The organism is Ideonella oryzae, assembly GCF_024055665.1.
GTDB classification, from domain to species: Bacteria; Pseudomonadota; Gammaproteobacteria; order Burkholderiales; family Burkholderiaceae_C; genus Ideonella; species Ideonella oryzae.
Genome location: NZ_JAMXMC010000001.1, coordinates 34,109 through 55,907 on the forward strand (window position 1 = coordinate 34,109; position 21,799 = coordinate 55,907).

A 21,799-nucleotide genomic window follows, 5' to 3' on the forward strand; every position below is an offset into this window, starting at 1 on the left:
GCCGGGTCCGCGCGGCTGCGGCTCAGGCCGGGGCGCGCATCGCGTCCAGGTAGTTCAGCGTGGCCACCAGGCCCTCGGCCTTCTGGATGAGCTGCAGCGGCTCGCCGCCCAGGGCCTGGTTGTAGGAACCCATCCAGGCCAGGCGCTTCTGGTCGTCGGTGCCCACCAGGGCGTCCAGCGAACGGTAGACCCGCACCAGCAGCAGGGCCAGCTCGCCTTCCTTGGAATCGGGCGCCAGGCCCTTCTGGCCCTTGAGCAGGCGCGACACGGTGGGCTCGCTCAGGCCCAGGGTGCGGGCCAGGGTCACGCCCTTGAGGCCCAGCAGCGCGCTGGCCCGCGCGGTGGCCTTGGCCAGCACGGCGGCGGCATCGGGCGGGGTGATGGCCAAGGTTGAATATTTCACAGGAAATATCTATTCAGAAAATCTTCCATGGAAATACTACCTCAGCAGCGACCTTCATGAAAGCCCCGACGCCATCAACCCGGGGTTTCTGACACCAAGCGACAACGTGCAGCGCGTGTGGCCACGATCGGCAGCCATACCTGGCCGGCACAATGCCGTTGGTCATGTACCCGATGAATCCGGGCGATCACGCAATTCCGGCGAAGGCCCCCGCACGGGGGCAGAGGTGAATGGTTCGCCGGACCAGTGCCTCGTGTTCGTCTTCTGCTCCAGGCTCGTCGTTGCCGCAGGCAATCCGCTTCCGAGAACGCCCGCACAAGCCGCCCCAGCGGCTGCTTCGAGAAACGCGCCAGCAGGCGTTGTATCGGACGCTGCCCCCCGGATCAAAAGCTTCGGTGACCATCACACGCAACGGCAAGGCTGAGCTTCGCGCTCATCGCCTCCAGGGGCCACCGGGCGGGCCGCATAGGCCGCGTCGAAAGCGGCGCGCAGGGCATCGTTGACCCGCGGCAGGCCCTCGACCACCTGCCGGGCCCAGTCGAAGTATTCCTGCCGCCGCGCCAAGTCCCAGCCGGCCGGCGGAGCAGCGGCCATGTCGCGCAGGTTGCAGGTCTTGTCGGCCAGCTTGACCAGGGCGGCGCCGGGGCTCTTGTGCGGCGCATGGGCCACCTGCAGGGCCTTGCGCTCGGCCTTGGCCAGAGCCTTGTCGTCGGTCACCTCCATCACCATGGCGGCCACCGCGGGGCCGAAACGGGCCTGCAGCTCGGCCTCGGTGGTGTCGGTGTCTTCGATGGTGTCGTGCAGGATGGCGGCCTGCAGCACCGCCAGATCGTCCACGCCGCCGGTGGTGGCCAGCAGATGGGCCAGCGCGATCGGGTGGTTGATGTAGGGCGACGCCTCGGCGTCCTTGCGGCGTTGCTGGCGGTGGCGCTCGGCCGCGAACATCACGGCCTCCAGCAGTTCGGCGGCGTGCAGCACCTGGCTCATGCGGACTCCCGTTCCCCTGCGTCGCCGCGAAAACGGCGGCACGGGCCTGATGTTGCACCAAGTTCGATTCCCGAGGTCTGCACCGACTGGCAGCGCGTTCAACCCGCTCAGGGACACACCGCCACCGATGCAGCGCCGACCCCCTGGGTGGCCGCGAGCGTGGGAATGCGCACCCGCCGCACCAGGCTGCGGCGGGTGGACCCGTCGGGCAGGCGCTCGACCTTGACGCACAGGTCGGGGTCCATGCCGATCGCGATGCGCTCTTCGAAGGTGGGCTTGGGGGTGTTGCTGCGCGGGTCCGTCAGGGCAGCATTCTTCGGCGTGCCCTGCATCACCTTGTCATCGGGGGTCAGTGACAAACCACTGGGACTCCTGACTGGGACCGAGCGGGAGGAGGCCGGGCGGCTCGCCGGAGCCGCCACGGTCGCCGCGACCTCCGAGCCGTCCAAGGCCACCCGCCCGCCGCCCGAAGGAACAACCCCGTGCGGAGCCGCCGGCGGCTCCGCAGGCGACCGGGGCTCTGGCGCGGGCAAGACCTGCACGGCGGGTGCGGCCATCTGGTTCCCGGTCGTCGGGCGCGCGGCGGGAGAGTGCCGACGGAGCCCGCCTCCCTGGCGGTCCGCGAAAGCGCGAGGCGCGTCCGTTGGCGTCAGGGCCTGCGGCTGTACAGGCATCAGCCGAAGCTGGGTGATGATCGGCGTGTCCCTCACGACGGGCACCAGCACCTTCAAGGTCCAGCCGAGGTACACGAGCCCCACGTGCACAGCCAGCACCGCCATGGCGATGGTGGCTCGCCTGCGCGCCCAACGCGGGCTCACGCGGCTGCGCTCAGCCGTGGCGGGAACAGAATGCGCGACAGGGAGGCTGCAGGAGAAAGCACCGGAGAAGCATCGCCAGAAGAGGTGGATGGCAAATGCTAGGCAGCACCCCCATCGCGGATGCCGGCCACGGGGTTAAGCTCGGTAAAGCCCCCTGGTCCGCTTGGCCGGCGTGGATCAGCGGCTGATACTTGCAGGATTTCACCGACGCCCACGCATGCACAAGGTACTGATCGTCGATGACGATGTCGACCTCACGGCCATGCTCTGCCGCTACCTGCGCCACGAAAGCTTCGACGCGCACGCCGTGCACAGCGGCGAGACCGGCGTCGCCGAGGCGCTGACAGGACAGTACAGCATCGTCGTGATGGACATCATGATGCCGGGCCTGCCCGGCACCGAAGCCCTGAGACGCATCCGGGCCACCAGTCGTATCCCCGTGCTGATGCTGACCGCCCGTGGCGACAACGTGGACCGGATCGTCGGTCTCGACATGGGCGCTGACGACTACGTGCCCAAGCCCTGCACCCCTGGCGAACTCGTGGCGCGGATCCGGGCGATTCTGCGGCGGGTCGAAGGGCGCGACCTGCCCTCCTCTCCGGGGCCGAAAGTCCTGCAGGCTGGCGGTCTGGTGCTGTGGCCCGGCACGCGGCGGGCTGGTTGGCAAGGCCAGGATCTGGAGTTGACGGGAACCGAGTTCAGCCTGCTGGAAGTGCTGGCCCGGCATGCCGGCCAGTTGGTCAGCAAGCAGGAGATTTCCCAGCAGGCCTTCGGCAAGCCCCTGGCGCCCTATGACCGGCGGATCGATGTCCACATCAGCAGCATCCGGCAGAAGCTGGGGCAGCGCAGCGACGGCCAATCCTGGATCCAGAGCGTGCGCGGAAGAGGCTACCAACTGCTGGAAGACTGAACGGCCATCCCGGCGGCAGCGGCACTTTTACGCTGCCTAACACTGCCGGGCGGCTTGCGGCGGGGTGCCCCCCTAGGATGGGCTCACCCAATGCAGCACGACCCCGTTCGATGAGGAATCCGTTCACAGCACAGCCGCAGTTCTGGCGCACGTGGCTCGCTGTGTCGCTCCACATCTTCCTCAATCTGGTCATCGGCCTCGTCCTGCTCGCGGGGCTGCTCACCTTCCTGGCGAAGGTCCTGCTGCCGCCCCCACCCGTCTGGGAGCCCTGCCCAGAAGTGCAACCCCGGCAGCTGCCAGCCACCGGCTGCTTTCCGCTGGATTGGGATCCCCTTCCACCCCCAGCGCCCGTACCCTCACCCGCACGGAGCACACCGGTCCAGGAGAACCTGAAGCAACCCGGCAGCGCTTCCACCGCGGCCACAACCGCCGGCCTTTACTCCGCTTAACGCCCCCCGAGACTGCCACGCGATCCACCGCCCTACGATGGACCGGGTCTCGATGTCCCACCCCTTCCATGCCTCTATGAAACCGCTCTGGACGGCCTCAATCTTCCTGGCTGTTGCACTGGGCTCGGCCGCCTGCACCACCATCGGGCCTGACTACCGACCCGCGACGCCCGCCGCGCCAAGCGCCTGGACGGCGCCGCTGCCCCACGATGGCAAGACGTCGGAGATGGCCCATTGGTGGAATCAGTTCGATGACCCCACGGTGGGGCGGTTGGTGGCCATGTCCGAGGAAGACAGCCCCAGCCTGGCGAAGGCCTGGGCCAGCATCGAGAAGGCCCGCGCGGCGCTCCAGTCCACCCGCGCGGGCGGATTTCCCTCGGTCACGGCCTCGGCTTCAGCGAGCCGGGAGCGGACGGCTGGCCTGCCCCAGGTCCAGACCGCGCGCAACGCGGGCTTCGATGCCTCCTGGGAAATCGACCTCTTCGGCAAATTGCGCCGCAACGAGGAAGCCGCCGCCGCCCGGGTCGAGGCCCGGACCGGCGACTGGTATGACGCCCGCGTCTCGCTGGCCGCCGAGGTGGCCGACACCTACGTGCAGTGGAAGGCCTGCGGCCTGCTGGTCGAGTCCTACGAGCAGGAGCTTGAGTCCAATGTCCAGACCGATGCCGCGACGCTGGCCGCCGTACGCGCCGGCCTGACGGCATCGGCCGATGGCGCACTGGCCCGTGCCAGTCTGGCCAGTGCCCGCAGCACGCTGTTCGATCAACGGGCCCAGTGCGATCTCCTCGTCAAGGCCCTGGTGTACCTGACAGGGGCGGAAGAGCGTCCCCTGCGGGCGCTGCTGGCGAGCGCACCGCCCGGGCTGCCGGAGCCCCAGCAGGTGGCCGTCAATGCCGTGCCCGCTGAGGTGATCCGACAGCGGCCCGATCTGAGCTCACTCGAACGGGAATTGGCGGCGGCCAGCGCGGAGATCGGCGCGGCCGAGGCCGCGCTGTACCCCAGCCTGTCCCTGAGCGGATCGGTGGGCGTCTCCGCAACCACCGGGTCACCATCGTCGGTCTGGTCGTTCGGTCCCTCGATCTCGTTGCCGATCTTCGACGGCGGGGAAAGGCGGGCCGCGGTGTCCAGTGCAGAGGCCGCCTATCGCTCGGCCTATGCGGCCTATCAACTGGGCGTGCGCCAGATCATCCGGGACGTCGAGGAGGCCATGGTCCACCTGGACAGCGCCGTCAACCGCACCCAACAGGCCGCGATCGCGGAGTCGCAGTACCGGGTGTACTTCCTGGCGACGCAGAGCAACTGGCGAGCAGGAAATGTCAGCCTGTTGACGCTCGAGGAGGCGCGTCGCTCCGCGCTGTCGGCCCGGATCCAGCGCATCACGCTACAGCGCGACCGCATCCAGTACTGGATCGCCCTCTACAAGGCCGTGGGCGGTGGCTGGGAGCCCGGCCAAGTGGCCCAAGCCCCCGCAAGCACCCCCTCTCCATGACGAAGCCCGAGCGATGACGCGCGACACGCCCTCCCTCCCCGTCCAGCGACACGCCCGTGTCACGGCCCTCCGATCCCTGGCCATGGTCGCCATGGCCGCAAGCCTGGCCGGCTGCCAGAAAGGATCGCCGGACACTGCCAGCGCGGCCGCAGCAGCCTCGGCCCCTTCCGCGCTCAGTGTCACCCTGCAGCATCCGCGGACCGAAGTGTGGCCCCAGCAGCTGAAAGGCACGGGGCAGATCGTCGCCTGGCAGGAGGTGGTGATCAGCCCCGAGATCGGTGGACTGCGCCTGAAGGAACTCAAGGTCGACGTCAGCGCCAAGGTCAGGCGCGGTCAGGTGCTGGCCCTGCTCGCCGATGACAGCCTGCAGATCGATCGACAGAAGCAAGCGGCGGTCGTCCAGCAGGCCATCATCAGCCTGGAGCAGGCATCCTCCAACCTGCAGCGCAGCCGCATAACCGAGGGCAGCGGCGCCCTGTCCGATCAGAAGATCGAGGAATACCGCCTGACCGAGGCCACGGCCAGGGCTTCGCTCGCGTCCGCCCGGGCCGATCTGGCCAGCATCGAGCTCCAACTCGCGCAGACCCGGGTCACCGCACCCGATGACGGCGTCGTGTCGTCCAAGAGCGGGGTGTTGGGCAATGTGGTCAGCGCAGGCACGGAGCTCTTCCGCCTGGTCCGCCAGGGACGGGTCGAGTGGCGGCCCGAAATCGACGCAAGCCAGTTGAAGCTGCTCGCACCGGACCAGCAGGCCAGGATCACGCTCCCCACAGGGCACCAGGTGACGGGACGGTTGCGCATCATCGGGCCGACCTTGAGTGCCACCACAGGCCGGGCCACGCTCTACGTCGAGCTGCCCCCGGACAGCCCGGCACGAGCAGGCATGTTCGCCTCCGGCGTGCTGCTGGCCGACACCCAGCCGGCGCTGACCCTGCCGCAGCCGGCCCTGGTGATGCACGATGGACGCTCGTACGTGTACACGGTGGACCCCGCCGGCCTGGCGCACGCGCTTCCCGTGGTGACGGGCCGTCGTGAAGGCGACCGGATCGAGGTGGTGTCCGGCCTGTCGGCCACCGCACAGGTGGTGAGCAGCGGCGGCGCCTTCCTGTCAGAGGGCGCGAAGGTGACGGTGCTATCCGATCGCGATCGCGCGATCAAGGCGGCCGCATCCGGGGTGGCGCCGTGAACGTCTCGTCTTGGTCGATTCGCAATCCGGTCCCGGCCCTGCTGGCCTTCATGCTGCTGTCGGTCTTCGGCCTGCTGGGCTTCCGTGCCCTGCAGGTCCAGGACTTTCCAGACATGGATCTGCCGACGATCAACATCTCCGCCAGCCTGGAAGGGGCTGCCCCCGCCCAGCTGGAGACGGAGGTGGCGCGCAAGATCGAGGACAAGCTGGCCTCGCTGAGCAAGCTCGATCACATCACCACCACCATCACCGATGGCGCAGTGGCCATCAGTGTCTCCTTCGAGATCGACAAGGATGTCGAGGCTGCCTTGAGCGAGGTGCGCAACGCCGTCGACAGCGCCCGCTCCGACCTGCCCTCCGCGATGTCCTCGCCCACGGTGTCCAAGCTCACCGCCGCCGGCTCGGCACTGCTCACCTACAGCATCGCGTCCGATCGCCTGGACGAACAGGATCTGTCCTGGTTCGTGGACAACGACCTGACCAAGGCGCTGCTGGCGGTCAAGGGGGTGGCCTCGGTGGCCCGTGTCGGCGGCGTCGACCGCGAGGTGCATGTGGATCTCGACCCGGCGCTGATGGCGGGCCTGGGGGTCACCGCCGCAGACGTCTCGACGCAGATCAAGGCCGTTCAGCAGGACAGCTCGGGGGGCCAGGGGCGCATCGGCAGCCAGCGTCAGTCCACCCGCACCCTTGGCACCGTGGCCTCGCCCGCCGAAGTGGCCGCCCTGGCGATCCCCCTGTCCGACGGGCGCTGGGTTCGCCTGGACCAGATTGCCCGCATCACCGACAGTCACGCCGATCGCACGACCATCGCCCTGCGCGATGGCAAGCAGGTGCTCGGCTTCCAGGTCACGCGCTCGCGCGGGTATTCGGACGTCGGGGTGGCGGAGGACGTCCGGGCCGCCCTTCGGCAGTTTGCCCTGGCCCATCCGGAGGTGCGCCTCTCGGAGGCCAGCAACACGGTCGACCCCATCCAGGACAACTACGAAGGGTCGATGCACCTGCTGATCGAAGGCGCGCTGCTGGCCGTGGTCGTGGTCTGGTGGTTCCTGCGCGACTGGCGGGCCACCTTCGTCGCGGCGGTGGCCCTGCCCCTGTCCATCCTGCCGGCCTTTGCCGCCATGGCGCTGCTGGGCTACTCGCTCAACACCATCACCCTGCTGGCACTCTCCCTGGTGGTGGGCATCCTCGTCGACGATGCGATCGTGGAAATCGAGAACATCGAGCGGCACCTGCTGATGGGCAAGTCGCCCTACCAGGCCGCGATGGAGGCCGCCGATGAAATCGGGCTGGCGGTGATCGCGACCACCTTCACGCTGGTCGCAGTATTCCTGCCCACGGCGTTCATGGGCGGCATCCCCGGCAAGATCTTCCGCCAGTTCGGCGTGACGGCGTCGATCGCCGTGCTGGCCTCCCTGCTCGTGGCCCGTCTGCTGACCCCGATGATGGCGGCCTACCTGCTGCGCCCCAAACGGCCCGGACACCACGAGGTCTCCACCGATGGCCCCACGATGGGACGCTATCTGAAATGGGCCAGGACGGCCCTGACGCGCCGCAAGGCCACGGTGGCCCTCAGCCTGGCCTTCCTGCTGCTGTCCCTGGGCATCACCCCGTTCATCGCGACGTCCTTCATGCCCGCCCAGGACAAGGCGCAGTCCAGCGTCTCCCTCACCTTGCCTCCTGGCAGCCGGCTCGAAGACACGGTGGCCACGGCCGAACGTGCCTCCGAGCTGCTGCGCAGCCTGCCGGAGGTGCGCGGCATCTTCGTCTCCGCAGGAACCGCCAGCAGCGGTGGCGGGCCGGACGCCTCGTCCAGCGCCGACGTCACCAGCGCCACCTTGACGGTGGACCTGGTCGCCCGCGGCGAACGCGCCCTCAAGCAATCCGAGGTCGAGGCCAGGATGCGCACGCTGCTGCGCAGCCTGCCGGGCGTCCGGGTCTCTGTGGGCGGCGGCAACAGCGGAGAATCGCTGGAGATCACGCTGGCCGGCGACGATCCGCAGGCCCTGGCCGACATGGCCGCCAAGGCGGAAAGCCAGCTGCGAGGCCTGCAGGGCATTGGCAACGTCAGCTCCAGCGCCGCACTGCAGCGGCCGGAAATCCAGCTGCGGCCAGACGCCGACCGGGCGGCGGCCCTCGGCGTCACCACCGACGCGCTGTCCGAGGCCCTGCGCGTGGCCACCTACGGCAACTACGCCACGGCCCTGCCCAAGCTCAACCTGCCGCAGCGGCAGATCGCCATCCGGGTCCGGATGGACCCGGCGCTGCGGACCGACCTGGATGCCATTGGACTGCTGCGCGTCAAGGGCAGCAGCGGCATGGTCAGCCTGGCCTCGGTGGGGACCCTGTCGCTGGGTAGCGGCCCCTCTCAGATCGACCGGATCGACCGCGCGCGCAACGTCACGCTCACCGTCGAACTCAATGGCCGCCCGATCGGCGCGGTCCAGCGCGAGGCGATGGCCCTGCCGGCGTTCCGCCAGCTGCCCGCGGGCGTGCATCTGGTCAGCCAAGGCGAGCTGCAACGCATGTCCGAACTCTTCCAGAGTTTCGGACTGGCCATGGCCATTGGCGTCTTCTGCATCTACGCCGTGCTGGTGCTGCTGTTCCACGACTTCATGCAACCTGGCACCATTCTCTGTGCCCTGCCCCTGGCCCTGGGCGGCGCCATCGTCGCGCTGTGGCTCACCGGACGACCGTTCTCCATGCCGGTGGTGATCGGGGTCCTGATGCTGATGGGCATCGTGACCAAGAATTCCATCCTGCTGGTGGAGTACGCCATCGTGGCGCGCAGAACCCTGGGCATGACACGGCTGGATGCGGTGATGGATGCCTGCCACAAGCGGGCCCGCCCCATCGTGATGACCACCATCGCCATGGGCGCCGGGATGCTGCCCAACGCGCTGGGGCTGGGTGCGGAGCCGAGCTTCCGCCAGCCCATGGCGATCGTCGTCATCGGCGGCCTGCTCACCTCCACGGTGCTGAGCCTGCTGGTCGTGCCGGTGGTGTTCACCTATGTGGACGATGTGCTGGTGTGGGGCCGACGTGTGCTGGCCCAGAAGCTGTTCCACGGCTCAGGCGCGGTGCCATCCTGAGCCCCTTTGGAGACCCCCATGACGAGGATCCTGCTTCTCGACGGATACGCGGGTGTGCGGGCCGGCCTGAGTGGCTGGCATGCACTGGTGGTGCCGGCCGAATTGGCACGGCCGGCAGGTGCGCTGGTCACCCAGGCCGAGTTCGCCCGACGCGCCCCCGGTGTGGCCTGGCCTCCCCACGACCGGCCCATCGACGTCTGCCTGGCGAGATGAGCATGACGCCGTACCGCCTCTTCTGGAAGCTCTTCTTCGCCTTCTGGGCCGCGATGACGCTCTCGTTCGGTGGCGCCGTCGGCTTCATCCTGACGACCAGCGTCGTCCCGCCGCCCCCGCCAAGCGGGAACGTGCCGTGGCACGTTCTCATTCCCCTGGGCTCAGGCGTGGTGACCAGTCTCTTTGCGAGCTTGGCGCTGGCCTGGTACCTGACCCGGCCCCTGCGACATGTGCGGTGGGCCTTGGACCAACTGGCGGGGGGGCACTTCGAGACCCGGGTCAAGCCGCAGATCGGGAGCCGCCGCGACGAGATCGCCGACCTGGGCGGCTATCTGGACGCCACCGCGGAGCGCCTGGAACGGCTGGAGGCCTCGCGCCAGCAACTGCTGTACGACATCTCGCACGAGTTGCGCTCGCCCTTGAGCCGCCTGCGGGCCGCCATCGGCCTGGCACGTACCGACCCTTCGGATGTGCAGGCCATGCTGGCCCGCGTCGATCTCGAGGCCGATCGCCTCAACGGCCTGCTGGACGACCTGCTCACGCTCAACCGCGTCGAGGTCGGCGCCAGCGGCTTGCGTCGCGACAAGATCGATCTCATCGAACTGCTGCACGCCATCGCCACCGATGCGGAGTTCGAGGCCAGGGCCTCGGGCCGCAGCCTGACGCTGGAGGCCCAGGGCGCATTCATCGCCGTGGTGGATGGCGAGCTGATCTACCGCGCACTGGAGAACGTGATCCGCAACGCTGTCAAGTACACCGGGGCAGGCACCGCCGTCGAGGTGAAGGCGAGCCGTGCCGAAGATGCCGGTCTGCTGGAAGTCACCGTCGCGGACCGCGGCCCGGGCGTTCCCGATGAGATGCTCAGTTCGATCTTCGATCCCTTCGTGCGCGTCCAGGCAGAGAAGGGCACCACCACCGGTTTCGGGCTGGGGCTGGCGATCGCCCAACGGGCCCTGCTGGCCCATGGCGGCGAGATCTTCGCAGCTCCCCGCCCCGGTGGCGGATTGATCGTCACCCTGCGGCTGCTTGGCCGCCTCCCGAACACGGCGCCACCGGCAGACACCGCGCCGCTCTGAACCCCACCCTGCTGACACGCCCGCCACCCGTCCTCGCGCCATGACCCAGGCCCCTTCTGAACGCCCCCAGCCGCCCTTGAATGCCGACACCGTCGCCACCCAACTGGGCGTGGATCGGCAGACGACCTTTTTCACCCGTTGGCGACGGACCGGTCTGGCGGTGACTCTGCTGGGCATGGGCGCCCTGGCCTGCCTGCTCCTGTGGATGTGGCAACGCCCTCGCGCCGGGGCACAGTACGAAACCGAGAAAGTCGCCACCGGCGACCTTGTGGTGAAAGTCACCGCCACGGGCAATCTCCAGCCGCTGACCAAGGTCGACGTGGGCAGCGAGCTCTCGGGCACCATCGACCGGGTTCTGGTAAAGGACAACGACAAGGTGTCGCAGGGACAGGTGCTGGCCGTGCTCCAGACCAGCAATCTGCGGGACCAGGTCCAGGAATCTGAAAGCGCATTGCGCAAGGCCCAGGCCTCGCTGCTGCAGTACCAGGCCGCCACCCGAGAAGCGATGGCCACCCTGCGGCGCAACGAGGAGGCCTGGAAGCTCTCCGCCGGCATGGTGCCGTCCAGAAGCGATGTGGAGACGTCCCAGATCGCGCTCGAGAAAGCGCGGGCCAACGAAGCGAACGCGGTGGCGGCCGTCGACGAGGCTCGGGCCACGCTGAACACCAACCGGACCAATCTCCACAAGGCGTCGCTGCGTTCCCCCATCAACGGCGTCGTGCTCAAGCGCTCGGCCGAGCCGGGGCAGACGGTGGCCGCCAGCTACCAGGTCACCACCCTCTTCACGTTGGCCCAGGACCTGACCCAGATGAAGCTCGAGGTCAATGTGGACGAGGCCGATGTCGGCCAGGTCAAAGAAGGCCAGTCGGCGGAGTTCACCGTGGATGCCTATCCGGACCGGACCTTCCCGGCGCGCATCGTGCGGCTGCGCTATGGCTCCGACACCACCAACAATGTGGTGACCTACCAGGCCGTGCTCGAGGTCAGCAACAAGGACCTGAGCCTGCGCCCCGGGATGACGGCCAATGCGCGCATCGTGACCCTCCGACACGAGCGGGTGCTGCAGGTGCCCAACGCGGCGCTGCGCTATGTCCCACCCTCCACCGAGGAAAAGTCCGGCAAGAGCGTGACCAGCCTCCTGATCGCAGTGCCCAAGCAGCAGAAGTCGGCCCAGTCCAGCGCCACGATCGCCAGCGGCAGCGAGCAGACCGTCTGGAAGCTGGAGAGCGACCGCGCCGTGGCCGTCAGGCTGCAGGTGGGCGCCAGCGATGGCCGCATGACCGAGGTGAGCAAAATCCGCGCTGGTACGCTCAGGGAAAGCGACCGCCTGATCGTGGACAGCCGGGAGCCGTCGAAGTGACCCCGCCGAGCACGGCAGCCGAGGTGCCGGTGGTCGCCTATGAAAAGGTGTGCAAGACCTATGGCGAAGGCGCCACGCGCTTTCAGGCGCTCACGGATGTGGACCTGAAGATCCGCCAAGGCGAGTTCGTGGCCATCATGGGACCGAGCGGGTCCGGCAAGTCCACGGTGATGAACATCATGGGCTGCCTGGACACGCTGAGCTCCGGCAGCTACCGCTTTTGCGGCACGCCTGTCGAGTCCCTCAGCCAGGACCAGTGCGCCGTTCTCAGGCGCAGCTATATCGGCTTTGTCTTTCAGGGGTTCAACCTGCTGCGCAGGACGTCGGCCCAGGAAAACGTCGAGCTGCCGCTGGTCTACCGCGGGCAGCGCCCCATCCAACGGGCCGAGCGTGCCAGGGCGGCCCTGGCAGAGGTGGGTTTGAAGGGCTGGGAACACCACACCTCCGCGGAGCTCTCCGGTGGGCAGCAGCAGCGCGTGGCCATCGCGCGTGCCATCGTCACCGAGCCGATGGTGCTGCTCGCCGACGAACCAACCGGAAACCTGGACAGCCATCGCAGCCAGGAGATCATGCAGCTGCTGGTGCGCCTGAACCAGGACCGCGGCATCACCGTGGTGATGGTCACCCACGAACCCGACATGGCGGTCTATGCCGACCGCATCCTGCGCTTCGTCGACGGGCGGCTCGTCGGCGACACCGCCAAGGACCTGGCCACCGGAGCCTTTACAAGCGAGGGAGGCCGGTGATGTGGGGCAACACCGTCCTGCTGGCGCTGCGCGAGATACGGCGCAACCTGATGCGCTCGATCCTGACCATGCTGGGCATCGTGATCGGCGTGGCCGCAGTGGTCACGATGGTGACCCTGGGCAACGGTGCCACGGCCTCCGTCTCCAGCCAGATCTCCAGCCTGGGCAGCAATCTGATCATCGTGATGCCGGGGCAGCGCATGGAGCTGGGGACGAGCACCTCGCCACCCAAGTTCAAGCAGGCCGACGGCGAGGCCATCCTTTCCCAGGTGACGGGGGTCGCGCGGGTGGCGCCGATGGTGACTGCGTCGCTCACCGCGATCTCGAGCGCCAAGAACTGGAAGACCTCGGTCACCGGCTCCAACGGAGACTACCTCGCGGTGAGCAACTGGTCGGTCCGGGATGGCCGAACCTTCACCGACATCGAGCTGCGGGCGGGCAAGTCCGTCTGTCTCGTCGGTGACCGCGTGCGCAAGGAGCTGTATGGCGAGCAGCGTCCGGTGGGGACCGACCTGAGGCTGCAGAACTTCAGCTGCCAGATCATCGGCTTCTTCAGCCCCAAGGGGCAGAGCTCCACCGGCACCGACCAGGACGACTTCATCCTGGTGCCCATCGCCACACTGCAGCGCCGGGTCACCGGCAACACCGATGTGGGCGCCATCCTGGTCTCGGCGCGACAGGGATTCTCGACCGACACCGTCAAGACACGCATCGAGCGCCTGATGCGGGACCGCCGTCACCTGACGGACGGCGAGGACAACAACTTCAACGTCATCGACACCAAGCAGATCTCGGACACGCTCTCCGGCACGACCCGCATCCTCACCCTGCTGCTCGGAGCCGTCGCCGCCGTCAGCCTGCTGGTGGGCGGCATCGGCATCATGAACATCATGCTGGTGAGCGTGACCGAGCGCACGCGCGAGATCGGCATCCGCCTGGCCATCGGGGCGATGGCCCGTGAGGTCCTGATGCAGTTCCTGGTCGAGGCGGTGTCTCTGTCCGCCGTGGGTGGGCTGGTGGGCCTGCTCCTGGCCGCCCTGGCCTCGATCGGGCTGTCCTCGCTGATGGGCCTGCCCTACAGCTTCGACGTCCAGATCAACCTGCTGGCCTTCGCCTTCTCTGCCGCCATCGGCATCGTGTTCGGCTACACGCCGGCCAGGCGGGCCGCGCGACTCAATCCCATCGAGGCGCTCCGACATGAATGATCGCCCGCTGTCGAGGGCCCCGCGGTAGCTCCTGTCGGACGGGGCGCCACCGCCAGGTGGATCTTCGAGCACCCCGAATCGGTGTGCCAGGCCGCCAGACGCGGGGCTCAGGCTCCCGGCATCTGCTGCAGGAAGGCCCGCACCGCCGGATCCCGCTCATGGCGGCGGTACACGGCCCCCAGCTCCGACGGGATGCGCGCCCCCGCCAGCGCGCGAAAGACCACCTGCGGCAGCTCGATCACCCCCTGCAGCAGGCTGGGCACCACCGCCACGCCCACGCCCAGGGACACCTGGGCCAGCACCGCCACCAAGGAGCCCGGCGCCAGCACCACCCGGGGCTCGAAACGTCCCCGCCGCGCCACCTCCTGCAAGCCGAACGTCTGCTCGGGGGCGACGAAGGAGGCCTGCGCCAGGCTGCGCGCGGGCACCGGCGCCTGTGCGGCCGCCAGCGAATGGCCAGCCGGCAGCGCCAGGCAGAAGTGATCGCGCACCAGCACCTGTGCCCGCAACGCCGCCGGCACCGCCATGGGCAGACGCACGAAGGCCACATCCACCTGCCCGTCCTCCAGCATCGCCGGCAGCCGGTCCATCGGCTGCTCCTGGATCTGCAGGGTCACGTCGGGGTGGCTGGTGCGAAAGCGCTCCACCAGGGCCTGCAGCACGCCCGCATAGACCGCCGAGCCCACATAGCCCAGCACCACCCGGCCGAGCGCGCCCTGGCCGGCACGCCGGCCCACCGCCACGCTGCGCTCGAACTGCGCCAGCGTGGCCTGGGCCTCGGCCAGAAAGGCCTCGCCCGCGGGGGTGAGCACCACCGAGCGCTTGGTCCGGCGCAGCAGCAAGGTGCCCAGGTCCCGCTCCAGGGCCTGGATCTGTTCGGTCAGCGCCGGGGCCGACAGGCCCAGGGTCTCCGCCGCGCGGGCGAAGTGCAGGGTCTGGGCGACCGCCACGAAGCCACGCAGGTGGCGCAGTTCCAGGGCCATGTTCTTCCCCTTGAATTCGGTGGAGCCGAATTTTCTCCTGCCTGGCGACGATTGATCCGAGTTTCCAATGCAGGTGCAATGGCCGGCCGATCGCTGCCATCCCGCCATGCCTGCCCTGGTCTCCTCCACCCCGGCCACCACCCACCCGGCCCACCCCGCCGCGCTGTGGTTCACCTCGCTGGTCTGCGCCATGACGGTGCTGGACGCCAATGTGGTGGGCATCGTGCTGCCGGCCCTGTCGCGCGCCCTGGCCCGCTCGGCCACCGAGCTGGAATGGATGGTCAGCGCCTACGCCCTGTGCTTTGCCGCCCTGCTGCTGCCGGCCGGGCGGCTGGCGGACTGCCTGGGCCGGCGCCGGGTGCTGCTGGCCGGCCTGGCGGGCTTTGGCGCCGCCTCGCTGGTGTGCGGGCTGGCCCCCAACGCCCCGGCACTGATCGCCGCCCGCGCCTTGCAGGGCGCCGGGGCCGCGCTGATGCTGGCGCCCGCCCTGGCCCTGGTGGGCCACCAGGCCCCGCAGGAGCCCGCGCGCAGCCAGGCCTGGGCCTTCTGGGGCACGGTGATGGGCCTGACCATGGTGGCCGCGCCGCTGCTGGGCGGAGCGGTGGCCCAGTGGCTGGGATGGCGCTGGGCCTTCTTCCTGAACCTGCCGCTGTGCGCCGGGCTGGCCCTGGGCGTGCGTCGCTGCGTGGCCGAATCGCGCGAGCCAGACGCCGGGCCGCTGGACCGCCCCGGCGTGCTGCTGTTCATCGCGGCGATGTTCGGCCTGACCTGGGCGCTGATCCAGGGCGCCAGCCACGGCTGGACCAGCCCGCAGGTGCTGCTGCGCCTGGGCGCCGGCCTGGCGCTGATGGCCCTCTTCATCGCGGTGGAGCGGCGCCGCGCCCACCCGCTGCTGGACGTGGGCCTGTTCCGCGCCCCCGCGCTGCTGGGCGCGGTGCTGGCCATGTTCGCCTACGCCGCCACGGCCCAGGTCATGACCGCCCTGCTGCCGCTGTTCCTGCAGAGCGCGCGCGGGCACGGCGCGCTGGCGGCCGGCGTGGCCATGCTGCCCTTCTCGCTGGCCATGCTGGTGTTCCCGCGGGTGGCGCGCGCCCTGCACCAGCGCCCGGGCCTGTCCAACCTGCAGCTGCTGGTGCTGGGCCTGGCCGCGGTGGCCCTGGGCAACGCCGTGCTGGCCTGGGCCGCCCCCGGCCGCAGCGGCGGGCTGCTGGGCCTGGGCATGGCGCTGCTGGGCGCCGGGGGCGGGCTGATGAATGGCGAGACGCAGCGGGCCATCATGGGCCAGCTGCCGCCCCAGCGGGCCGGCATGGCCTCGGGCATCAGCACCACCGCCCGCTTCAGCGGCGTGCTGCTGGGCTTCTCGGCCCTGGGCTCGCAAAGCCACGCGCTGGGCTTTGGCGCGGCCTTCGGCCTGGCGGCGGTGGCCGCCGCGGCGGCGGCCCTGCTGGTGCCGGCGCTGTACCGGGCCGGGTCGCCCAGGCCCTGAGCGCCGGACCGGCCGCGAGCTCAGCCCGGGCCGTCGCTCGCGGCCGCCAGGAGCGGCACCAGCACGTCGCTGATGGGCGTCGACAGGCCATGGGCCCGGGCGCGTCGCGCCACCACCCCGTTGCGGATGTCCCACTCGAGCGGCCGGCCGGCCTCGCGGTCGGTGAGGATGGAGGTGCCCATGTCGGCCGGCGCGGCCTGGAACCAGGCCAGGATCGCCTGCGGCACCTCGTCGCCCAGCGCGGCCCCCTCGGCCCGGGCGACGGCCAGGCCCTCCTGCAGGTAGGCCAGGGCCAGCGCGGCGATGTCATCCCGGCCGAACATGCCCGCGCGACGACGGGCCAGCACCATGAGGCCGGCCACCGCGTTCTGCAGCAGCTTGCGCCAGGCCAGCGCCTGGAAGTCCGCGGCCAGGTCCACGGCGCACCGGCTGCCGTGCAGCGCCTGGGCCACCACGCGGGCCGCCGGCCCGTCCGGCAGGCTCAGGCGCGCCTCGCCGCGCAGGCGCACCGAACCATCGGCCTGGGCCTGCGCGGGAAACCACACCACCGCGGGAAGGAACTGCCCACGGGGACAGTGCGGGGCGACCTGCGCCAGCTGCTCGACCCCGTTCTGCAGCACGCACACCACGGTGTCCGGGCCGCTCAAGGCGGCCAGCCAGGGGGCCGCGGCCTCGACCTGCGTCGCCTTGACCGCCAGGAAGACGAGATCGCAGGGGCGGTCGATGCCATGGCGGTCGGTCCGCGCGGGGTCCGTCCAGACCGGACCGGGCACGGTGATGAGGCGGTCGCCATCGTGCAGCGTCAGCTGGGAGCGTGCGGTGCGGCCGCACAGCAGCGGCGTGCGGCCAACCTCGTGGAGCGCCGCCGCGACCGTGGTCCCGATGGCGCCCGGGCCCACGACGGCGATGGAAGGCTGGGGTTCTGTCCTCATGGAAACGGGCTCCTTTGACGCTGACAGTGTGCCAGCGCGCCCCTCAGGGCAGGCCCGCCCCTTCCCGGCAGCGGGCCAGGGCGTCGACCACCGCCTGGAGGGCTCGGCCGCAGTCGTCGCGGGTGAGCGCGCCGCCCAGGCACAGGCGGATGCCCTCGGGCGGCACGCGGTCGGTGGAGAAGGCCTGGCTGGCCACCGCCGCCACGCCCAGCGGACGCAGGGCCGCGGCCAGGTCGGCGCTGGGGCAGCGGCCGTCGTCGCGGTCCTGCAACGGCAGCCACACATGGAAGCCCTGGGGGTGGGTGCGTGCGCCCAGCCCTTCGAGCTGGCTGCGCGCGAACGCGCTGCGCCACTCGCATTCGGCGCGGATGGCCTCCAGCCAGGTCTGGCCCAGGCCGCTCTCCAGCCAGTGGGTCACCAGGCCCATGCTGACGGTGGAGGCCATGACCGTCATCGCCCGCAGGGCGCCGGCCAGGCGCTGAGTGGCCGCGGCGGTGGGGGCCAGCACATAGGCATGGCGCAGCCCGGCGCCCAGCCACTTGGACATGCCGGTGATGTAGTAGGTCAGGCCGGGCGCGAAGTCGGCCAGCGGCGGCGGCACGGCCACCGGCAGCATGCCGTAGGCATCGTCCTCGATGATCGGGATGCTGTAGCGCAGCGCGATGTCGGCCAGCTGCTCGCGCCGGCGCATCGGCAGCGACACCACGGTGGGGTTGTGCAGGTTGGGGCACACATACAGCGCGCCCACCGGCGTGGTCTTGCAGGCGGCCTCGAAGGCCTCGGGCAGCACGCCCTGTTCGTCCATCGGCAGCGGGTGCAGCTGCGTGCCCAACTGGGCCGCGATGGCCTTCAGCCCGGGGTAGGCCAGGGCCTCCACGCACAGGCTCTGGCCCGGGCGGATCAGCAGGCTGACCAGGGCCGTCAGCGCGCTGTGGATGCCGGGGCAGACCAGCACCCGCTCGGCGCTGGCCTCCTGCAGCCACTGGCGCAGCCAGCGGGCCGCCACCTCGCGGTCCTGGGCCGAGCCGCCGAAGTCCTGGTAGCGCATCACGTCGTGCAGCGGCATCTGCGCCATCCACTGTGCCGCGGCCTCCTGCAGGCGCTGCTCGGCCGGGTGGCCCACCAGCTCCGGCGGCATGTTCATCGTCATCTCGGCGCCGGTGCCGCCGCGCAACGGCAGGCCGATGAAGGAGCCGCGGGCGTAGGAGCCCAGGCCGGGGCGCGAGGCGATCAGGCCGCGCTCGCGCGCCTGGGCGAAGCCGCGCACCACCGTCGTGTAGTTCAGGCCCAGCACCTGGGCCAGGTCGCGCAGGGGCGGCAGGCGCTCGCGCGGGGCCAGGCGGCCGTTGCGCAGGTCCTCGGACAGCAGCTCCGGGATCAGCTGGTAGGCGGGCAGCTCGCTGCTGCGCAGGCGGGGAATCCAGTGGGAAAACGGCATGCCATCGCGGGCGGTACGTCAGGTCCGGACGCGCCCCGCCAGTTTGCCCAATGTCAACGCCTTGCGGGGCCTTCACCCCCGCCGGGCCACGACCCCGCGCGGTGCGCGCCGGCCATTGATCGGGTGCATTGATCGCATGGCCGCCTGCCCGGCTTGGTGCGGCACCACCTTGCGCCCGCGCAAACCGGGCCGCGGTCCGGCCCCGGCCACGCCCGGCCCTCGCCCGGTTGATCGGCCATTGATCGCGCCGCCGCACCGCCCGGCGGCACAGGCCTCGCAAGACAGCGCCCGTTGCCGCGTGGCCCGCCACCGCAGCGCCCTTCCTGCCCTCCCTCCCCTGAAAGGACTCCCATGCCCACCGTCACCTACCCGGCCCACCAGATCGGCGACTTCCTGGTCGACTACGAAGAAAAGGTCTTCGAGGACGTCAAGGCCGCGCCGGGCGAGAAGGCCCTGGTCACCTTCCACACCGTGGCCTTCGAAGGCTCGATCGGCCTGGTCAACCTGCTGCAGGCCCTGCGGCTGCAGCGCAAGGGTTTCGAGACCTCCATCCTGCTCTACGGCCCGGGCGTGACCCTGGGCGTCAAGCGCGGCTTTCCCAAGCTGGGCGACGAGGCCTTCCCCGGCCACCAGAACTTCAACAAGCAGCTCGAACGCTTCATGGCCGAGGGCGGCAAGGTCTACGCCTGCCGCTTCGCGCTGCAGGCCCTGTACGGCCACGGCGAAGGCGCGCTAATCGAGGGCATCCGCCCGATCAACCCGCTGGACGTGCTGGACGTGGTGCTGCTGCACCGCCAGCAGAACGCCTTCATCCTGGACACCTGGACCCTCTGACCCCCCGGAGCCCCCATGCCGGCATCCCACACCACGGTCCGGGCCGCCGCCGCCCAGATCGCCCCCGATCTGGACAGCGCCGACGGCACCCTGGCGCGCGTGCTCGAGACGATCGAGCAGGCGGCCCGCCAGGGGGTGGAGCTGATCGTCTTTCCCGAGACCTTCGTGCCCTACTACCCCTACTTCTCCTTCGTGCAGCCGCCGGTGCGGCAGGGGGCCGACCACCTGCTGCTGATGCAGCGCGCGCCCACCGTGCCCGGTCCGCTGACCGACGCGGTGGCCGGCGCGGCCCGGGCCGCCGGCATGGTGGTGGTGCTGGGCGTCAACGAGCGCGACCACGGCAGCCTCTACAACACCCAGCTGATCTTCGACGCCGATGGCCGCCTGCTGCAGAAGCGCCGCAAGATCACCCCCACCTACCACGAGCGCATGGTCTGGGGCCAGGGCGACGGCAGCGGCCTGGCCCCGGTGGACACCCGCGCGGGCCGGGTGGGCGCGCTGGCCTGCTGGGAGCACTACAACCCGCTGGCCCGCTACGCGCTGATGGCCCAGCACGAGCAGATCCACTGCGCGCAGTTCCCCGGCTCGCTGGTGGGGCCGATCTTCGCCGAGCAGATGGGCGTCACCATCCGCCACCACGCACTGGAGTCGGGCTGCTTCGTCGTCAACGCCACCGGCTGGCTGCACGACGCGCAGATCCGCCAGATCATGCCCGACGAGGCCCTGCAGGGCGCGCTGCGCGGCGGCTGCCACACCGCCATCGTCTCGCCCGAAGGCAAGTACCTGGCCGAACCGCTGACCGAGGGCGAGGGCCTGGTGGTAGCCGACCTGGACTTTGCGCTGATCGACAAGCGCAAGCGGATGATGGATTCGGTGGGCCACTACGCCCGGCCCGAGCTGCTGAGCCTGGCCATCCGCCGCGACGCGGCCCATCCGCTGCGCGGCTACGACGCCACAGCCGGGGCCGCCGATCCCCTCGACGCCCTCGAGGCTTTCGCCCCCCTTGCCGCCACCGCCCCGGAGGCCCTGTGAACACCAACACCCAGCTGATGACCGAGCTGCAGACCCGCGGTCTGCGCCTGCAGGACCCGGGCGCCGGCGCCGCCAGCCGCCGCGGCGGCGCCGGGCCCTCCGACCACAAGGCCGTGGTGGTGGACGGCGTGACCCTGATGGTGCCGGTGCACACCCACGGCGCCTTCGACTCGCCCTTCGTGGCCGAGGCACCGGGGCCCGACGGCCGCAGCCAGCTGCGCCACGGCAGCATCCCCATCGCGCAGATCGAGTTCGCCCGCACGCCGCGCTTCTACAGCGGCCAGACGGCCGACGGCATTCCCTACAGCCACATCGCCACGCTGCACGGGCGCGACGTGCTGGCCACCACCGTGCTGCAGACCTGCATCCGCTATGAAAGCCGGCGCAAGGCCTGCCGCTTCTGCGCCATCGGCCAGTCGCTGGCGGCCGGCCGCACCATCGCCCGCAAGACCCCGGCCCAGCTGGCCGAGGTGGCGCGTGCTGCGGTGGAGCTGGACGGCGTGCGCCACATGGTGATGACCACCGGCACGCCGCCCACACCCGACCGCGGCGCCCTGCTGCTGTGCGAGAGCGCCCAGGCGGTCAAGGCCGCGGTGGACCTGCCGCTGCAGGCCCAGTGCGAGCCGCCCGACGCCGACGCCTGGTTCCAGCGCCTGAAGGACGCCGGCGTGGACACCCTGGGCATGCACCTGGAGGTGGTGGGCGAGGCCCTGCGCCAGCAGCTGCTGCCCGGCAAGGCCGAGGTGCCGCTGGCCCGCTACTGGGACGCCTTCGCCGCCGCGGTGGAGGTGTTCGGGCGGGGCCAGGTCAGCACCTACCTGCTGGCCGGCCTGGGCGACAGCGTGGACACCCTGCTGGCCACCAGCGAGCGCCTGCTGGCCCTGGGCGTCTACCCCTTTGTCGTGCCCTTCGTGCCCATCAGCGGCACGCCGCTGGAAGACCACCCCGCCCCCAGCGCCGACTTCATGCGCGCGGTGCTGGCCCCGCTGGGCGCCATGGTGCGCGCCGCCGGCCTGCGCGCGGGCGACATCAAGGCCGGCTGCGGGCGCTGCGCGGCCTGCTCCACGCTGGCCGTGTTCGAGGACACGCCCAGCCCCGCCCCGCTGGCCTGCTGAGGGACCGCCCATGTTCATCGCCGCCGATCACCGGCCCACCCCCTTGCC

The 21,799-nt window shown here is 70.4% G+C and carries 19 protein-coding genes; 13 read left to right on the top strand and 6 right to left on the bottom strand.

From position 1 onward, the window contains the following. Window positions 1-22 precede the first annotated feature (22 nt). From M0L44_RS00190 to M0L44_RS00200, 3 genes are all read right to left on the bottom strand, one after another. On the bottom strand, window positions 23-403 hold the full coding sequence (locus tag M0L44_RS00190) for an antitoxin Xre-like helix-turn-helix domain-containing protein (protein WP_252767592.1): 381 nt from the start codon (window positions 401-403) through the stop codon (window positions 23-25). 402 nt (window positions 404-805) lie between these two features. Beyond that, entirely contained in the window at window positions 806-1,390 is a 585-nt protein-coding gene (locus M0L44_RS00195; protein ID WP_252767593.1) for an HD domain-containing protein, read from the bottom strand. 107 nt (window positions 1,391-1,497) lie between these two features. Continuing rightward, complete coding sequence (locus M0L44_RS00200; RefSeq protein ID WP_252767594.1) at window positions 1,498-1,749, bottom strand: hypothetical protein; 252 nt, start codon at window positions 1,747-1,749, stop codon at window positions 1,498-1,500. Between the two features lie 676 nt (window positions 1,750-2,425). Here M0L44_RS00200 and M0L44_RS00205 point away from each other — a divergent pair. From M0L44_RS00205 to M0L44_RS00245, 9 genes are all read left to right on the top strand, one after another. Next, window positions 2,426-3,118: a response regulator transcription factor gene (locus M0L44_RS00205; protein WP_252767596.1), complete on the top strand. Its 693-nt coding sequence runs from the start codon at window positions 2,426-2,428 to the stop codon at window positions 3,116-3,118. Between the two features lie 525 nt (window positions 3,119-3,643). Continuing rightward, window positions 3,644-5,056 carry an efflux transporter outer membrane subunit gene (locus tag M0L44_RS00210; protein ID WP_252767597.1) on the top strand — a complete coding sequence of 471 codons (1,413 nt, stop codon included), beginning with the start codon at window positions 3,644-3,646 and terminating at the stop codon, window positions 5,054-5,056. Between the two features lie 82 nt (window positions 5,057-5,138). Then, entirely contained in the window at window positions 5,139-6,242 is a 1,104-nt protein-coding gene (locus tag M0L44_RS00215; RefSeq protein ID WP_252767598.1) for an efflux RND transporter periplasmic adaptor subunit, read from the top strand. Beyond that, complete coding sequence (locus tag M0L44_RS00220; RefSeq protein WP_252767599.1) at window positions 6,239-9,331, top strand: efflux RND transporter permease subunit; 3,093 nt, start codon at window positions 6,239-6,241, stop codon at window positions 9,329-9,331. Before M0L44_RS00215 ends, M0L44_RS00220 begins: the two co-directional genes overlap by 4 nt. A gap of 18 nt (window positions 9,332-9,349) precedes the next feature. Then, window positions 9,350-9,544: a hypothetical protein gene (locus M0L44_RS00225; RefSeq protein WP_252767600.1), complete on the top strand. Its 195-nt coding sequence runs from the start codon at window positions 9,350-9,352 to the stop codon at window positions 9,542-9,544. Then, a complete protein-coding gene (locus M0L44_RS00230) occupies window positions 9,541-10,620 on the top strand; it encodes a HAMP domain-containing sensor histidine kinase (RefSeq protein WP_252767602.1) in 1,080 nt (359 codons plus the stop codon). The genes M0L44_RS00225 and M0L44_RS00230 overlap by 4 nt, the downstream gene beginning before the upstream one ends. A gap of 40 nt (window positions 10,621-10,660) precedes the next feature. After that, window positions 10,661-11,980 carry an efflux RND transporter periplasmic adaptor subunit gene (locus tag M0L44_RS00235; RefSeq protein ID WP_252767603.1) on the top strand — a complete coding sequence of 440 codons (1,320 nt, stop codon included), beginning with the start codon at window positions 10,661-10,663 and terminating at the stop codon, window positions 11,978-11,980. Between the two features lie 23 nt (window positions 11,981-12,003). Then, window positions 12,004-12,726, top strand: coding sequence for an ABC transporter ATP-binding protein (locus M0L44_RS00240; protein ID WP_252767605.1), 723 nt, complete (start codon window positions 12,004-12,006; stop codon window positions 12,724-12,726). Beyond that, a complete protein-coding gene (locus M0L44_RS00245) occupies window positions 12,726-13,931 on the top strand; it encodes an ABC transporter permease (RefSeq protein ID WP_252767607.1) in 1,206 nt (401 codons plus the stop codon). The genes M0L44_RS00240 and M0L44_RS00245 overlap by 1 nt, the downstream gene beginning before the upstream one ends. 107 nt (window positions 13,932-14,038) lie before the next feature. Here M0L44_RS00245 and M0L44_RS00250 read toward each other — a convergent pair whose 3' ends face one another. Continuing rightward, window positions 14,039-14,914, bottom strand: a complete 876-nt coding sequence (locus M0L44_RS00250) for a LysR family transcriptional regulator (protein WP_252767609.1) — start codon at window positions 14,912-14,914, stop codon at window positions 14,039-14,041. A gap of 106 nt (window positions 14,915-15,020) precedes the next feature. On the opposite strand from M0L44_RS00250, the gene M0L44_RS00255 reads away from it, so the two are divergent. Then, window positions 15,021-16,400 carry an MFS transporter gene (locus M0L44_RS00255; protein ID WP_252767611.1) on the top strand — a complete coding sequence of 460 codons (1,380 nt, stop codon included), beginning with the start codon at window positions 15,021-15,023 and terminating at the stop codon, window positions 16,398-16,400. A gap of 20 nt (window positions 16,401-16,420) precedes the next feature. Here the strand turns inward: M0L44_RS00255 and M0L44_RS00260 are convergent, their stop codons facing one another. Together M0L44_RS00260 and M0L44_RS00265 are read right to left on the bottom strand one after the other, a co-directional pair. Next, window positions 16,421-17,332, bottom strand: a complete 912-nt coding sequence (locus M0L44_RS00260; RefSeq protein ID WP_252767612.1) for an oxidoreductase — start codon at window positions 17,330-17,332, stop codon at window positions 16,421-16,423. 43 nt (window positions 17,333-17,375) lie between these two features. Further along, on the bottom strand, window positions 17,376-18,770 hold the full coding sequence (locus M0L44_RS00265; RefSeq protein WP_252767613.1) for an aminotransferase-like domain-containing protein: 1,395 nt from the start codon (window positions 18,768-18,770) through the stop codon (window positions 17,376-17,378). 351 nt (window positions 18,771-19,121) lie between these two features. Here M0L44_RS00265 and M0L44_RS00270 point away from each other — a divergent pair, with 351 nt between their 5' ends. The 3 genes from M0L44_RS00270 to M0L44_RS00280 are packed head-to-tail and all read left to right on the top strand — an operon-like array spanning window position 19,122 to window position 21,751. Beyond that, entirely contained in the window at window positions 19,122-19,604 is a 483-nt protein-coding gene (locus M0L44_RS00270; protein WP_022980187.1) for an MSMEG_0572/Sll0783 family nitrogen starvation response protein, read from the top strand. A 15-nt stretch (window positions 19,605-19,619) separates the two neighbouring features. Next, window positions 19,620-20,636 (top strand): Nit6803 family nitrilase, encoded by a 1,017-nt coding sequence (locus M0L44_RS00275; protein ID WP_252767614.1) that lies wholly within the window; start codon window positions 19,620-19,622, stop codon window positions 20,634-20,636. Window positions 20,637-20,653: 17 nt separating this feature from the next. Then, on the top strand, window positions 20,654-21,751 hold the full coding sequence (locus tag M0L44_RS00280) for an MSMEG_0568 family radical SAM protein (protein ID WP_252768047.1): 1,098 nt from the start codon (window positions 20,654-20,656) through the stop codon (window positions 21,749-21,751). The last annotated feature ends 48 nt before the right edge of the window (window positions 21,752-21,799 follow it).